Annotated in this window: 12 protein-coding genes; 5 read left to right on the top strand and 7 right to left on the bottom strand. The window is 61.9% G+C overall.

Annotated features, from left to right (window positions below; genetic code table 11):
• The 7 genes from trsS to DDIC_RS02980 form a co-directional block, all read right to left on the bottom strand.
• Entirely contained in the window at positions 1–1,452 is a 1,452-nt protein-coding gene (trsS, locus tag DDIC_RS03010) for a radical SAM (seleno)protein TrsS (RefSeq protein ID WP_136399079.1), read from the bottom strand.
• Positions 1,449–1,913, bottom strand: a complete 465-nt coding sequence (locus DDIC_RS03005) for a DVU_1555 family C-GCAxxG-C-C protein (protein WP_136399078.1) — start codon at positions 1,911–1,913, stop codon at positions 1,449–1,451. Before DDIC_RS03005 ends, trsS begins: the two co-directional genes overlap by 4 nt.
• Complete coding sequence (trsM, locus tag DDIC_RS03000; protein ID WP_136399077.1) at positions 1,910–2,725, bottom strand: DVU_1556 family methyltransferase; 816 nt, start codon at positions 2,723–2,725, stop codon at positions 1,910–1,912. Before trsM ends, DDIC_RS03005 begins: the two co-directional genes overlap by 4 nt.
• The gene (locus DDIC_RS02995) at positions 2,722–2,937 is read right to left on the bottom strand and encodes a DVU_1557 family redox protein (protein ID WP_136399076.1); all 216 of its coding nucleotides are present in this window, start codon (positions 2,935–2,937) and stop codon (positions 2,722–2,724) included. Before DDIC_RS02995 ends, trsM begins: the two co-directional genes overlap by 4 nt.
• Complete coding sequence (locus DDIC_RS02990) at positions 2,934–5,516, bottom strand: pyridine nucleotide-disulfide oxidoreductase/dicluster-binding protein (protein WP_247647530.1); 2,583 nt, start codon at positions 5,514–5,516, stop codon at positions 2,934–2,936. The genes DDIC_RS02995 and DDIC_RS02990 overlap by 4 nt, the downstream gene beginning before the upstream one ends.
• Before the next feature lie 253 nt (positions 5,517–5,769).
• On the bottom strand, positions 5,770–8,493 hold the full coding sequence (locus DDIC_RS02985) for a molybdopterin-dependent aldehyde oxidoreductase (protein WP_136399075.1): 2,724 nt from the start codon (positions 8,491–8,493) through the stop codon (positions 5,770–5,772).
• Between the two features lie 80 nt (positions 8,494–8,573).
• Positions 8,574–9,599, bottom strand: a complete 1,026-nt coding sequence (locus tag DDIC_RS02980) for a molybdopterin-binding protein (RefSeq protein WP_348769738.1) — start codon at positions 9,597–9,599, stop codon at positions 8,574–8,576.
• Positions 9,600–9,890: 291 nt separating this feature from the next.
• Between DDIC_RS02980 and DDIC_RS02975 the strand changes: the two genes are divergently transcribed.
• The 5 genes from DDIC_RS02975 to hcp all read left to right on the top strand — a co-directional run bounded on the left by DDIC_RS02975 (position 9,891) and on the right by hcp (position 15,187).
• On the top strand, positions 9,891–10,277 hold the full coding sequence (locus DDIC_RS02975) for a DVU3141 family protein (RefSeq protein ID WP_136399073.1): 387 nt from the start codon (positions 9,891–9,893) through the stop codon (positions 10,275–10,277).
• A 283-nt stretch (positions 10,278–10,560) separates the two neighbouring features.
• Positions 10,561–12,165, top strand: coding sequence for a polysaccharide biosynthesis/export family protein (locus DDIC_RS02970; RefSeq protein ID WP_247647529.1), 1,605 nt, complete (start codon positions 10,561–10,563; stop codon positions 12,163–12,165).
• A 139-nt stretch (positions 12,166–12,304) separates the two neighbouring features.
• Entirely contained in the window at positions 12,305–12,994 is a 690-nt protein-coding gene (locus tag DDIC_RS02965) for a Crp/Fnr family transcriptional regulator (RefSeq protein WP_136399072.1), read from the top strand.
• 154 nt (positions 12,995–13,148) lie between these two features.
• Positions 13,149–13,499, top strand: a complete 351-nt coding sequence (locus DDIC_RS02960) for a cupin domain-containing protein (RefSeq protein ID WP_136399071.1) — start codon at positions 13,149–13,151, stop codon at positions 13,497–13,499.
• A gap of 62 nt (positions 13,500–13,561) precedes the next feature.
• Positions 13,562–15,187, top strand: coding sequence for a hydroxylamine reductase (gene hcp / locus DDIC_RS02955; protein WP_211088908.1), 1,626 nt, complete (start codon positions 13,562–13,564; stop codon positions 15,185–15,187).
• Positions 15,188–15,736 lie beyond the last annotated feature (549 nt).

Below are 15,736 nucleotides of genomic sequence, written 5' to 3'. Positions count from 1 at the left end.
TCATTCACCATACAGGCGCGCGCCGTTACTGGCGGTCAGATTGTGCAGGCAAAACGGAATCATGCGCCCGTCGGGCCGCACCACGTGGATGCAGCAGCCGCGCACACGGTCAAGGTCCAGGCTCAGGGCATCCTGAAACGCCATGGACGACAGGGTAAACCGCTGCTCCGCCCCGGCCTGCGCCAAAAAGCGGCTGAAGCCGTCTGCAGCGACATTATGGTCAGGCCCGCCGCCAGAGCTGTCTGCAACATGATCGCCGCCCACCGCCGCGCTGTCGCGCTTCCAGTGCAGAGCCACAAACTGCTTGGCCTTGCGCGCCCCCTCCCCGGCGGATGGCGGCGCAGCCGCAACGCCGGGCTGCGGCGTGGGCGAACAGCACGACTGCCCGGCATCGGGCAACCACTCAAGCCCCGGCTGACCGTTTTTTTGCACCCGGCGATAAACTGCGCTGAACGAGCACAGTTCGTTTTCGCAGCCGGGCGGGTGCAGCTGGCTCGGGCTGACCATTTCCGGAGCCTGCCGGGACAGCTCGGTCATGACCTCGGGCAGGGTAAGGCGCGGGGCATCCTCGAGCCGCCAGGGGTAACGGCCAAAAAACGCCGCTGGCTGGATGTGCAGCCCGCGCACCGCGGGGCCCATTTCCAGCGCCAGCCGCAAAAGGTCGCCCAGCTCGCCGTCGTTGACGCCGCGCACAACCGTGGCCACCAGCACCACCCCAAGCCCGGCGTCGGCGCAGTTGCGCACCGCCGCGCGCTTGAAATCAAGACAATGCCGACCACGCAGAACGGTAAACGTGCTTTCGCGCACGCCGTCCCACTGCAGGTAGACGGAATCAAGCCCGGCAGCGCGCAACATGCGGGCATAGCCCTGCTGACGCGACAGCCTGAGTCCGTTTGTGTTGATCTGCACCAAGCCAAACCCGCGCTGCCGGGCCATGCCGATAATTTGCGGCAAGTCGTCGCGCACGGTGGGTTCGCCGCCCGATATCTGCACGTTGCAAGGGCCGGATGCCTCCTTGAGGGTGTCCATCTGCATGGTCACAACGCTCAGCGGCAGGTCGTCGGCCTCACCGCGAGGGTTCGATGACGAACCAGCCTGCGCATAACATACGGGACAAGCCATGTCGCAGCGTTTGGTGACTTCAAACAGGCCCGTACAGGTATGCTGGGCGTGGGCCGGGCACAGGCCGCAGTCAAAGGGGCAGCCGTCGCTGATAGGCGTGTGCGGGTTGGCCGGATAGGAGGGACTTTTGGGACGCGACCATGCGGTAAAGGACGGCGCGGCCAGTGCGCCAGCATCGGACTGTCGCCATACCGGCACGCTGAACGTGCCGTGATCGGGGCAGGTTTTGCGCAGCACCACGGCCCGTGGGTCAGTGCCCGACTGCTCGTACGTGGCCTCGATCCGCCGCAGGCATACGGGGCACAGACTCTGGGTACGGCGCAGGGTCATGCTTTTTCCGTAAGATCCAGCTCGTAGCTCTGAACCAGTTCCATAATTTTTCCCCAGCATTCGGCCAGCAGATCGCCGCAGGCCACAGGGTTGGGCTGCTCGCCCGCAACCCCCGAAGCAGCGCCAAGCCCCGCCGCGATCTGCCCGCAGCGCTGCCCGCCGTAAGCGGCGGTGCGGTCGTAAAACCATGTGGCGTAATCGTTGAGCAAGGGCGTCAGCAGATGGTGGGCGGTTTCGTCATCCGCCCCCTTGCCAGCAACCAGCGCCAGCGCGCACGCCCCGCCGGTCAAAAGGCCGCACGGGCCGTCAGACTGCCCTATGCCGTGGCACAGCCCCTGCGCCGCCCGCACCACACCGGGGTTCTGCCTGTCCTGGGCCTGCAGCATCAACAAAAGCAGCAGCTGGCTGCAGCAGTAGCCCTGATGCACCAGGGGCAGCAATTCCATCATCATGGGATTCATAAAGCCTCCTTACGGGCAATCCACAGGCCGTATCCATAAGCCCGCCAGGGGCGGCCCGCGCCCGCGCCGCGACAGGCGCAGGAGCCAGAGGGCCGCGAATCGCCGTCGCCATACCAGACCATACGCGCCGCCAGCTCCACCAGCGCCCGGCTGTTGTCCTCGTAGCGCTGCAACGCAAACCCCGCCGACGTAATCAGCCCCCGCCATGCGGATTCTGGCCGAGCGCCAGCAAAACACGAATTTTTAAGAGCATCCTCAACGCTGCCATCAGACCCGACTGCAACCCTGCTTTGCGCACCTGCGGGTGCTGAGCCGCATACGGCTTCCGCCCCGTCTGGGCCATAGCTGCAGGCTGCTGACGCAAGGTCATGGCCGGGGCGCAGCATGAGGTCGCTGACCACCAGCGCCCCGCCGGGGCGCAAAGCGCGAAAGACCGCGCCTAGGACCGCCTGGGGGTTGTCCAGCAGCGAGAGCACGCATTCGCACAGTACCCCGTCGCAACAACCGGCAGCCAGCGGCGGGCGGGCAAGGTCGGCCCGCACAAGGCTGCAAGCGTCACAGGGCAGCGGAACGCCTGCAGGCGATGCGCATTCCGCATGCTTGTCCAGCCCCACGGCCCGGTAGCCCCGCTGAGCCAGCAGGCGCAACGTGGCCCCCGCCCCGCTGCCCAGATCAAGCACCGTGCCCCCTGGAGCCAGCAGGCCCAGAGACGCGCACGCATCAAGCGCCCGCCCTGTCAGCTCCACGCCGCCGGGCCGCCAGGCGTCGCCCGCCGCACGGCGGAAATCGGGCCGTTCCCAAAGAGCGTTCACTTGTCTTCCAGCAGAGCTTCCACCTCAAGCATCTTGCCTTCGGCCAGTGATTTGGGCACCTGCGTCAGCCCGCACTGCGGGCAGCGCGGTAAAAACACGTCAAAGGCGCTGTTGAGGTAAAAAACCGGAACTTTCACCTGCTCAAGGGCGACATGACAACGACCGCATACCCACTTGCCGCTGTCAGGCCCGTAGTTTGGCCCCATACTCATGACCGCTCACCTCCCTGCGAGCCAGGTTGCCCGGTCTCGTGCGCCGCGCGCTGCCCGTCGGTGCAGCACTGGTGGCTGCTGATGACGTCCGCCGCTTCCTGACCGCCAGACCCCGGAACCACCATGCGGTGGCACCACGCATCATGCAGCACAAAACCCTGGCCCTGTTTTTCGTACTCCACCCAAAAGGTCACCTTTCTGGGCCGCCACGAGCCAAGGCGATGACCGTTCTCCAAATTTTCAAACCAGTGACCGCTGGCTTCGGCCCCCACAACGGCCCCTTCCACGTCAGACAGCAGGATGTGCCGCTCCTCAAGCCGCGCCAAGGCCTCCGGCGCTACCAGCGCAAGCCCCTTGCCCGCGTGCACGGGCGCGGCAACAGGCGCGGCAACAGACGCGGCAGGCAGCCCGGCATTGGGGCCGTATGTTTCAAGCAGCCTGCTGCGCAGCGCTGCCCTGTTGGCGCGGCGGGCCGACAGGCCGGGGCCAGGGGCAAGGCCGGACGCGACCTCCGCCGCCGGGAACAGCAGGTCGAGCAGATGCCAGCATTCCTTGCCGCTGGCAGCCAGACGGTCGCGGCACATGATGCACGAGGCCAGGCCGGGGTGCTCAAGCTGCGCGGCCCTGTTGTCGCTCATGGCCCTGGCGGTTTGCGGCTGGGCGCACCATACAAGGCCGCCGTAGCCGCAACAGGCGGTTGATGCGCCGCTGAGGCGCGGCTCCTCAACCGTAACCCCGCATTTGCCAGCCAGGCTGCGCACAGCGGCCAGCCAGGCCTTGTCGTGCCTAGCCGTGCAGGGGTCCTGCACCGAAAAAACCTGGGGCAGCGGTCCAGCCGGGGCATTGTCCCTGGATGAAGGCAGATGGCGGGACTGGCTGTCGGGCCAATTGAAAGACAGACCGTCCAGCACCTCCCACACGGAGACGCACTGCGCTTCCGGCAGGCCTTCGCGCAGGGCGGCAAGGCACGACGAGCAGGCCGCCATGATGCGCGGCTTGCCCATGTCTTGCCAGGCCTGCCGCAATTTTGCCGTGTGCTCGTTGAACAGGGCTGTTCTGCCTGCCCAGCGGGCGGGGATGCCGCAACAGGAAAGCATGATGCCAACGCCGGCCCCAGCGCCCGCCCCGGCCTCAGGCCCCAAACGACGGCGCAGCAGATCGTACAACGCGGCGGTCTGCTCCACCCGCGACGCGGCCAGCTGGCAGCCGGGGAAAAACAGCCACTGGCTGTCCGTACTTTGAGCCGGGGCGTTGCCTTGGGCTCCGGCAGCGGCTGGGGGTACGGCCGGCAGCGTAAGCGCGCATTCCGGCCCGGAGGCGCTCTCCATGTCTTCAAGGGCAAATTCGTGCGCCGTGGGCGGCATAAAGCCGCGTTCGACCATGTCCTCCCGCGCGGAGAGGCACAGCTCGGCCATGGAAAAATTCTCCGGGCACAGTTCTTCGCACTGGCCGCACAGGGCGCAGCCGTTGATGATGGCGTTGGCCGTATGCAGGCCCTTGACGATGGAGGCGTTGTTGTTGACCTGCCGGGCGTACAGGCGCGGGTAGCCCTTGAACTTTTGCAAAAACACGCATTCGCGCACGCAGATCATGCACTGGCACTGCAGGCAGCGCTCCGCCTCCTGCACTGATTCCTGCTCTGAAAACAGCGGTTCTGCCAGGCTGTCGCCCGTCCGCAGGGCCGGTTCTATCCTCGGCACGGGCGCTATACCAGTTACATCGGTGTGCAGCGATCCCTGCGATTTTTCGCGCGCCGCCGTCAGCGATACGCCGCTGGTCACGCGCTCCATGGTCTGGGCGGCGTGCCGCCCCTGCCCGCCCTGCCGCGATGGCGAGGCAAAAGCATGCCCGGTGGGCGTGCTGCTGGGCCAACCCGCGCAACAGATATTGTCGCGCCAGAGCAGGGTTTCGGCATCAACCTGCGATTCTTCAGGAACAAGCCCGCTCGCAGCCTTCTGCACGGCGTCGGCATCCACCAGCACGGCGTCGTATTCCGCCGCCAGCTTTTCCAGCAAGGCAGCGTCCAGCGTCGTCTGCACAAAGCTGACCTTTTGCCGGGCAAGCAGCTCCATGTCCTCTGCCGCAAAATCCTTGCTTATGCCCGACGCAGGACCTCGGGCCAGCGCCGGATAGCGGGCCAGCAAAAACTCCGCCGCAGTACCTGTGTGAAAAACCGTGACAGGGTAGGCCTTGCGCGACAGATCCCAGGCGGCCACCAGACCGGCAAAACCGGCGCCCATGATCGCCATGCGGTATTTTTTGGGCGGCAGGGGCAGCGGACGGCCTTGCGCGCCCACGGCCAGCATGCACGACAGCTCAAGCCCGTGCATGGCCACGCTGCCACCCAGATCCTGCCGCAGGCAGGCATTTTCGCAGGGGTGGTCGCAAATACTGGCCAAAATGCCGGGCAGGGGCAGATGCCGCTCAAGCACCTTGCGGGCCTCGCCCGGTTTGCCCTCGGCCAGACGGGCCATAAAGGCGCGCACATCCAGACCAAAGGGGCAGGCCACCCGGCAGCGTGGCGGGCTCTCCTGCGTGCAGTGCGACTCTATTTCGTGCAGACGTTGTTGATCCATCATGGCGGCGTTCTCGCTGGCTTGGTACGGGTATGATTGGCAAAGGGCATGTCGGCGCGAACCGCTGCTCCAATGCTGAGCGGGGCTTTCAGAGAACCCCCTGAAAGCCCCGCCGCAAACATTGCGCGCCGTACGGCCCAACCGACCTGACGCGCGGTGTGGATAACAGATGAACCTGGGGCTGGGATTCAGGGGAGAAACCTTTTTTGCAAAAGGAATCTCCCCTGCTTCTCCAGAAGGTTAGCTAAACCCTACCCTACTTGGGCATGGCCGCCAACACCTTTTCGGGACGCGCGGGCAGATGACGCACGCGCGCGCCGCAGGCGTTGTAGATGGCGTTGATGATGGCCGGATGCGGCGCGGAGAGGGGCATTTCGCCCACGCCGGACGCGCCGAAGGGACCGGCTTTGCGGGGGGTCTGCACATAGACGATTTCCATGTCGTCAGGAATCATCTTGATGGTGGGCACGCCCGCGCCAGCAAGGGTGCTGTGCTTTTTGAGGTCTTCGTAGTCTTCGGTCAGGGCAAGGCCCACGCCCTGCGCCAAGCCGCCGTAGATCTGGCCGTCGACCACAAGCTTGTTGCACAGCGTGCCGATGTCGGCCACGCACACGAGCTTTTCAACCGTGGTTTTGCCGGTGGCCACTTCCACAGCCACTTCGGCCAGGAACAGGCCGTACATGTAGCAGGCAAAGGGTTCGCCCTGGCCCTTGAGGTCGCAGTCCTTGGCCGGAGCGGACCACTTGCCGTCGTAGTGGACGGGGCGTCCCTCGGCCTTCATTTCGTCATAGGTAAAGAAGCCGCCGCTGGGCTTGCGCATGCCTTCAATAAGCATTTCGCAGGCCACGCGGGTGGCGTTGCCGGTAACAACCTGCGAACGCGAACCGCCGGCAGGACCGGAATTGGGGGTCTTGCTGGTGTCGTTCATGACCAGGTGGATGTTTTCGGCCTTGACGCCCAAAGGACGCAGGGCTTCGTGGGCGGTGCCCAGCGTGCCGGAGTCAGCGCCCTGGCCGTGGTCTTCCCACGAGTTGCCAACGGTTACGCTGCCGTCGGGGTTCAGTTCGGCCCAGGCCTCGGAGGTGTCAGGCCCGTCAAGACCGGCGCCGTATATGCCCAAAGCGATGCCCACGCCGCGTTTTACTTCAGCGGTGGACTTGGCCTTGACGGTCTTTTTGGCCTCCTCGTAGTAGGGGCGCATTTTTGCAAACATTTCGGGCAGGCTCATGACTTCGGGAACCTGACCGGAGGGGTTGGTGTCGCCCTCGCGGTAGCAGTTCATTTCGCGCAGATCAAAGGGATCCATGCCCAGCTTTTCAGCCAGTTCGTCCATGAGCACTTCAGAGGGGAACTCGGTTTCAGGCGCGCCATAGCCGCGGAAAGCCGCGCCCCAGCAGTGGTTGGTGGCAACAGTGCGGCCCTTGCCGCGGATGTTGGCTATGCCGTAGCCAGCGCCGATGTACTGCGCGCCGCGCAGGGTGAGCAGATCGCCGAATTCGGAATAGGGGCCGTGGTCGACGCTCCAATCCGTTTCCATGGCGAGGATTTTACCCTGCTTGGTGGCGGCCATACGCACGGTGGTCCAGAAGGGCGAGCGCTTGCCGGTGTAGTTTTGCTGCTGTTCGTAGTTGTAACGCAGGTGGCAGGGACGGCCGGTGGCCATGACGGCCACGCCCACCAGGGCTTCCATGGTGGGGCTGAACTTGTAGCCAAAGGTGCCGCCGGTGGTGTTTTGCACCAGCACGAGATCTTTGGGAAATTCCAGACCAAGGCCGGGGGCGATCATCATCGCGTGCAGGTGGATGGCTACGGACTTGGAGTGGAGAACCACCTGGCCCTTGTCGTTGATGTAGCCATAGCCCACATCGGGTTCGATGGGCAGGTGGGGCTGGCGCTGGGTGTAATAATCGCCTTCGGCCACCACGTTGGCGGGGTCCTTGAAGAAGGGAGCGGTATCCGCGCCTTTTTCTTCAAGCTGATCGTAATAGATGTTGGGGGTGCCGGGGTGAATCTCGATGGCGTCCGGGGCCATGGCCTCGGGAGCGCTCATGTATTCGGGCAGCAGCTCAAGGTCAAACTTGACCTTTTCCGCCGCGGCGCGGGCGTTGCATTCCGAATCGGCGCAGACGATGGCCAGCGCGTCGCCGTACTGGAAGATCTTTTTGTCGTTAAGGATGGGACGTTCCCAGCCGTCGCCCTTGTTGGTGGGGAAGGTGATGAGACCGGTAATGCGGTTCTTGCCCTTCACGTCCTTGTGGGTCAGCACCTTGTACACGCCGGGCATTTTTTCGGCTTCGGAGGTGTCGATGCCCTTGATGTTGGCGTGTGATACTTTGGCCTGCGCAATGGCGAGGTGCAGGGTGTTTTGGGGCAGGCGGTGGGCGGCGTCAGCGCCAAACTCGGCAGTGCCGGTAACCTTGGCTACCGCCGAGGGGCGGGGCATGGTGGAACCCCAGATGCGGCCGTCGGCAGGCATCTTGAAGGTAACGTCGTCCAGCGTTTTTTCGCCGCGCATGAGGGCGGCTGCGTCCATAACCGCGTCCACCAGGGGCTTGTAGCCCGTGCAGCGGCACACGTTGTGATTTTTCTGGAACCAGTCGCGCACGTCTTCGCGGCTGGGGTTGGGATTGGAATCAAGCAGGGCCTTGGCCGAAACAATAAAACCAGGGGTGCAGAAACCGCACTGCGCCGCACCGTGGTAAATCCACGAGTGCTGCAGGGGGTGCAGGTTGCTTGGGGTACCCACGCCCTCAAGGGTGGTGACGGCGGCGTTTTCGGCCACGCGGCTCATTTTTACCACGCAGGCGCGTACCACTTTGCCGTCAAGAATGACCGTGCAGGCGCCACACTGTCCTTTACCGCAACCAACCTTAACGCTGGTAATCTGCAGCTGATCACGCAGCACATCCACCAGCATGTCTTCGGGTTTAACCAGCAACCGCCGGGGTATGCCGTTAATCACAAGGGTCTTTGTTTCCATGCGCGACTCCTTTAAATGATGAACAAAGGTATATGCCTGCGCGGAGAATCCGCGCCCGGGGTCAATTGTTTGCCCGCCGCCTACTTGCCAAAGGGACAGACGGGGTAACGGCACACTTCGCACTGGGCGCAAAAGCCCCCGTGCCCCAATGCCGCGACATCGGCCGAGGTTACTTCTATGCCTGCCAAGAGGCGCGGCACTATGAGGTCAAAAATGCTGGCCTTGTGGTACATGACGCAGCCCGGCAAACCCAGCACGGGAACCCGCCCCGCAGCGCCCTGGGCATAAGCCAGAAGAAACATGGCCCCGGGGTACACCGGCGCGCCGTAACTGGCCACCTCCGCCCCGGAAGCGCGGATGGCCGTTGGCGTGCGGTCGTCGGGGTCAACAGACATGCCGCCTGTTACCACAATAAGGTCAGCGCCCTGTTCCAAAAAATCCCTGATGGCCCCGGCAGTCATGGAGACCTCGTCGCTGGTGAGGGTTTGCCCCACAACCGCGCTGCCCAGAGCCGCAAACTTTTTGCGCAGCACCGGGCCAAAGGCATCCTGAATCCGCCCGTAAAACACCTCGCTGCCGGTGGTGACCACGCCTACCTTGGCGCGGCGCAGGGGCAGCACTTCTATGACCGGGCCGGTTACAAGTGATTCGAGCTGCCGCAGCTTTTCATCCTCAATCATCAACGGCACTACGCGCGAGCCCGCAACAGGACGGCCCTTGGTGACGTGCTGCATGCTGTGGATTGTTGCGACGGAGATTTCGCCCAGACTGTTAATGCGGTTGAGAACAGGCACATCAATACGCAGAAGGCCGTCACAGGCGGCCAGCAGATCAATGCGCCCTTCCTTGGGGTCGGTGCGCACGAGGTTGCTGCCTGCAACGGCAGCAATAACCCGCGCGGCGGCGTCATTTTCGTGCACCATGCCGGGCAGCGATTCAAAAACGTAGAGATGCTCTTTGCCAACCTGCAAAAGCACTTCAACGTCTTCTTGCCTTACCACATGGCCTTTGCGAAAAACTGGCCCTTTGCTTTCACCCGGCACAATTCTAGTGATGTCGTGGCACAGCACGCTGCCCACGGCGTCATGCACCTGGATGGTTTTCATCGCCAATTTGGACATGACATCTCCCGAAGTTTACTTCTCGATTGTCTACAAAATACCATGCCCGCAATAAAATGCAAAATAAAATTCATTATTTAGTAATTGTGATTTTGCTAACTAGCCGACTTGTTTTGGTATCACAACATAAATTCCTCCTTTTTACAAAAACCGTGATTATTGTAAGCGGCCAGCGGGCGAGCTTCAGGCAGCATTGACAGACGCCCTTTTCTTTGCGAGATGAAAGAAAACGCCGCAGTGTTCAGCAGAATACGGCGGTCATTATGAGGAAATGCCATGCAAACGCTTTTTGCACATCTGCCGCAGGGGCTGTTCAGACAGGGGCGACTCGGTCTTTCTGGCCTCGCGGTTACAGCTATCATGCTGCTCGGCGGGTGCGGCTTTGGCGGGGCGCCAGAGCAGCCAGCCACTCCCCCCGGCCCGGTTACGGGATTCATGATTGTTTCCAACGTGGGTGAAACCGCGACTGTTGACGACCCGGACTTTGGCAAGGGCGTGCACGTGAGCCTTGACGAGCTGTTCACCTCCGCCAAGGGCGAAGACTGCAAACGCGGAACAGTGCTCTCGGGCCAGCGGGAGGCAGAGGTTATTGTGATCTGCCGCGATTCCAAGGGGCACTGGAACATGGCGCCCAGGGTGTGGGGCCAGGGCATCTCGCAATAAACCGGTTTGCGGCGCGGTGTTGAACGGGCTTTGATCGGACAAAAAAGGCCCGGGCCTGTATTGCCTCTGGCTAAACCGGGAAAATATGATTATTTATTGAAGCGCACGGCGGTTACCTTGCCCGTGCGCTTTACTTGTTACGGTCGCAGGCCTCGCGCCCACCCGCCCTTTCGGCAAGGAGCAGCACAGACATACTGCCCTTTGCCTACGGACAGAAAGCCTTGCGAGGCTGAATACGGAACCCAAGGGCTACGGCCTGTTTGCGGAACCACCTCTGGGGGCCATGCAAGCCCGAATCCATTGCATCATCACTGCCATGTCGCACAGAACATTATTTGCTTTTCTGCTGGTTTTTCTGGTCTTGTCCAGCGCGGCCAGAGCTGAAAACGCTCCGCAACCCTATGCAGCCAACCTGTTTCAGGGCAATTTTTCGCAGAGCAAGGACGCGGCCAAGGACGCCAAGGACACCTCCATCATCGCTCCAGGCGATCGCGTGGTGCTGCGCCTCTGGGGTGGCGACCTCAAGGTTGACAGCACCCTGACCGTAGCGGCCGACGGGCACCTGGACGTGCCCGAAGTGGGGGCCATCCCCGTGGCCGGTCTTGGCTACGACAAACTGGCCGAAGCCCTGCGCAGCAAGCTGTCCGCCAACGGCCACGCCGATGTGCAGATATACGCGGCCCCTCTGGATGCGCGGCCCATCGCCATCTTTGTTACCGGCGGCGTGACCAGGCCAGGGCGCTACACCGGCACGCCTGGTGATCCTTTGCTGAGCTTTTTGGACAAGGCTGGCGGGCTTGATCCCGTGCGCGGCAGCTACCGTGATATCCGCCTTATGCGCGACGGCAAGGCTGTAGCCAACCTTGATTTGTACCCCTTTGCACGCAAGGGCGTTTTGCCCGCCGTGCGCGTGCAGGAGGGCGACACCCTTGTGGTCGGCGACAAGGGGCCCACGGTTACCGCCATCGGCGCGGTGCGCACCCCGGCCAAATTTGAATTTCCCAAGGGCAAGTCCACGGGGGCGGCCCTGATAGAGCTTGCAGAGCCGCAGAACAGCGCCTCGCACATTGCCCTTTCGGGCACGCGCAGCGGTGCGCCCTACAGCACCTACCTGCCGCTCAAGGAACTGCGCAACCTCATGCTTGAAGACGGCGACCAGGTGCAGTTTATCGCCGACGCCCCCGGCAACACCATAATGGTCGAGGTGCAGGGCGCTGTGCGCGGCGCGTCGCGCTTCCCCGTTCGGCGCGGAGCTCGTCTGCAGGAAGTGAAAAACTTTATCGCGGTCGAACCCGGCCGGGCCAACCTGCAGGCCATGTACATCAAGCGCAAGAGCGTGGCCGCCCGTCAAAAAAAGGCCATCGCCGACTCGCTGCGCAGGCTGGAGGAAACAGCCCTTACGGCTTCCTCCGCCAGTGCCGACGAAGCGGCAATCCGCGCCAAAGAGGCCGAGATGGTTTCCAAGTTTGTGGAGCGGGCCAAAACGGTGGAACCCGAAGGCGTTGTGGTGCTTGACGGCGGACCGGACAAGGCCGACCTGTCGCTTGAAGACGGCGACATTATCGTTATCCCGCCCAAGAGCGACGTTGTGCTTGTGAGCGGCGAGGTTATGATGCCCCAGGCCATGCTGTGGGGCAAAAAGAAGGATGTGGACGACTACATCAAGGGCGCTGGCGGTTACACCAACCGCGCGGACCACGACAAGGTGCTGGTGCTGCACCAGAATGGATCCGTCTCGCAAAACGGCGACGACATTCTGCCTGGCGATCAGGTTATGGTGCTGCCAAAGGTAGAATCCAAAAACATGCAGGCCGTCAAGGACATCACGCAGGTCATTATGCAGGTGGTGGTTTCGGCCCGCCTGCTGCTGGGCATGCCGTCGCTGTAGGCTTGGCTACATGAACCATTGAGGGGGCTTCGGCCCCCTTTTTTATTTTTATCGCAAATATGACAAACGTGCGGTTGCATCACAAATATGATTTACGATATACTTGTAGCAATTCTATACGCACACGCTTGAGGAGTACATGGAACGAGCATTGGAAGCATCCCCCCTGTTTTCGGGCATGACCGGGCACGAGGCCAGACTGTGCCTTGCGTGCAGCGGCGCGGTAGAAGAGCAGCACGGCAAGGGGGCACTGGTTTTTGGCGAGTCTGACCCGCCTGAGAGGCTCTATGTGCTGCTTGAGGGCGTGGTAAACGTCTGCCGCGAATCGTCCGAAGGCCGGCGAGCCGTTATGGCGCGCGTTGACGCCCCCGGCGACCTTTTTGGCGAAGTGCATGTTTTTTTGGGTCGCCCCAGTTACGGATGCAGCGTACTGGCGGAAACGCCCGTGCGTGTTCTGGGCATACCAGCCCGTTTTTTTTACGCTACCTGCGAAAAGTCCTGTTCGGTTCATTCGCGCATGATACGCAACATGCTGGGTATTTTTGCGCACAAGGCATTTTTTTTGACGCGGCGCGTTTCGCTGCTTTCTTCGGGCAGCCTGCGGCGTAAACTTGCGGCCCTGCTGCTTGAGCACCGCCGCGCGGACGGCAGCCTTGCCCTGACCATGAACCGGGAACAAATGGCGGATTATCTGGGCGTAACCCGCCCTTCTCTCTCGCGCGAGCTGGCCGCCATGCGCGACGAAGGCCTGCTGCACATCGAGGGGCGCAGCATACGCGTGCCCGACCCGGCCGCACTTAATTTTCTTTGCGAATATTTTTCTGCCTGATGCGGGTGAAAAATATTTAGCGTACTGTTTTTATTCTCCATACCCATTCAACCTCCGTTCCATTTTTTTATTTTTTTTGCACATCCGTAACAATTGGTACGGAACCATTGTCCCAGCCTTGATAGAACGGAATCGTCAACACAAGGAGGGCCTCATGGAACGCATTCTCAAAAACCTTGACTACGCCGCAGCGCTGCCCCTGGCCGCGCAGGTTGAGTGCCAACCCGGCCAGATCGCCAGCAAGACCCTTATCCAGAACGCCTCTTTGGGCATCACTCTGTTTGCCTTTGATGCCAACGAGGAAATCAGCTCCCATACCTCCACCGGCGACGCCATGGTGCTCGTGCTTGAAGGTTCGGCGCTGGTGACCATCAATGGTCAGTCACAAACGGTGCAGGCAGGCGAATTTATCGTCATGCCCGCTGGTCAGCCTCACGCAGTACGCGCGCAAGAGCGCTTCAAGATGCTGCTTACCGTTGTTTTTCCCCCCAAGGCCGCCGCGTAGGCGGATCACCCGCGCAGCCTCCGCTTTGCGGAGCATCAGGAGACATTTTTATGAGCAACGCCATGTTCTGCTACCAGTGTCAGGAGACCGTGGGCAACAAAGGCTGCACCCAGATAGGCGTGTGCGGAAAAAAGCCCGAAACAGCCGCCCTGCAGGATGTGCTGGTATACGTTACCAAGGGCCTTGCCCAGGTTGCCACCAAGTTGCGCGCACAGGGCAAGGCTGTGGCTCACGATATTGACCGCATGGTTGTCGGCAATCTTTTCTGCACAATCACCAACGCCAACTTTGACGACGACATGCTCGCCGAGCGCGTCCGCAAGACCTGTGCCGCCAAAAAAGCCCTGATTGCCGAGCTTGGCTCAAGCGACGGTCTGGCCGACGCAGCCCTGTGGGAAGCCGACGACAAAACCGCCATGCTCGCCAAGGCCGCTACGGTGGGCGTGCTTGCCACCAGCGACGACGACGTGCGCTCCCTGCGCTGGCTCATCACATTTGGCCTCAAGGGCATGGCCGCCTATGCCAAGCACGCTGACGTGCTGGGCAAACACGATCCCGCCGTGGACGGTTTTTTACAGGAAGCCCTGGCCAAAACCCTTGACGACAGCCTCACTGTTGCCGACCTCGTGGGCCTGACCCTCGAAACCGGCAACAAGGGCGTGAGCGTCATGGCCCTGCTGGACGCCGCCAACACCGGCACCTACGGCAACCCCGAAATCACCAGGGTCAACATCGGCGTGGGAACCAACCCCGGCATCCTTATTTCGGGACACGACCTGCGCGATCTGCAGATGCTGCTTGAACAGACCGAAGGCACGGGCGTGGACGTCTACACCCACTCTGAAATGCTGCCCGCCCACTACTACCCCGCTTTCAAAAAATTCAGCCACTTCAAGGGCAACTACGGCAATGCGTGGTGGAAGCAGAAGGAAGAATTTGATACGTTCAACGGCCCCATCCTGCTGACCACCAACTGCCTTGTGCCGCCCAAGGACAGCTACAAGGACCGCGTGTACACCACCGGCGTTGTGGGTTTTCCGGGTTGCAAGCATATCCCCGGTGAAATCGGCGAGCACAAGGATTTTTCGGCCATCATCGCCCATGCCAAGACCTGCCCCGCGCCTACGGAAATTGAGAGCGGTGAAATTGTGGGCGGCTTTGCGCACAATCAGGTGCTGGCCCTGGCCGACAAGGTTGTCGACGCCGTGAAGTCCGGCGCCATTAAAAAGTTTGTGGTCATGGCCGGTTGCGACGGTCGCGCCAAGGGCCGCTCGTACTACACCGAATTTGCCGAAGGCCTGCCGAAGGACACCGTCATCCTCACCGCCGGTTGCGCCAAATACCGCTACAACAAGCTTAACCTCGGCGACATCGGCGGCATCCCCCGCGTGCTCGACGCCGGCCAGTGCAACGACTCCTACTCGCTGGCAGTGGTCGCTCTCAAGCTTAAGGAAGTGTTTGGTCTGGCCGACATCAACGACCTGCCCATTGTCTACAACATCGCCTGGTACGAGCAGAAGGCGGTTATCGTACTGCTGGCCCTGCTTGCCCTTGGCGTGAAAAACATTCACCTTGGCCCCACGCTGCCCGCCTTTCTTTCGCCCAATGTGGCCAAGGTACTGGTGGAGCAGTTCGGCATTGGCGGCATCAGCAACCCGCAGGACGACCTCAAGGCCTTTTTTGGCTAAACACTACCCGATAAAACGCATGGGCGAGCAGCAACGCCGCCCATGCAATGCATTTGCGGCGTGCCCTGTGTCGGGGCGCGCCGTTTCTTTGCCCGCGCGCCAACAACCAAATTGCAACGCTCTGGCCTCGGCCGCAAAAGTGCAGGCGGAGCGAAATCATCCCCGTGACTTGAGAGAGCGGGGACTGACATCCACTATCGGCTGTTTGCGCGCCGTACAGGCGTGCGCCCGACCCAACCCGCAAGAAAATATTTGATTGTGCAATGGAGTGTCGCCGCAAATCGCAGCAGGAGCGAGATAATACACAAACCCAACCGTCTTCGCTGCGTGTCGCCGCAAGCCGCAGCAGGTACGAACTACTTGGGCGCAAGGCAACTACGGCCAACACTATGGACAACAAGTTGCCCGGCTAGGTCAAGGTAGCCATCGACAGGCGGCAGGCCAAACGCGCAGAGAATACAGCGGCAACTGCGCTGCGGCTGTGGATGCTGGGGGCAGGGGGCAGCGTTGTTCAAGGGCCAAAATCGGCAGAGACCACGAGGCCGCGAT

The organism is Desulfovibrio desulfuricans (assembly GCF_004801255.1).
Taxonomy (GTDB): domain Bacteria; phylum Desulfobacterota; class Desulfovibrionia; order Desulfovibrionales; family Desulfovibrionaceae; genus Desulfovibrio; species Desulfovibrio desulfuricans_C.
This window is presented reverse-complemented; position numbering and strand designations above follow the sequence as displayed.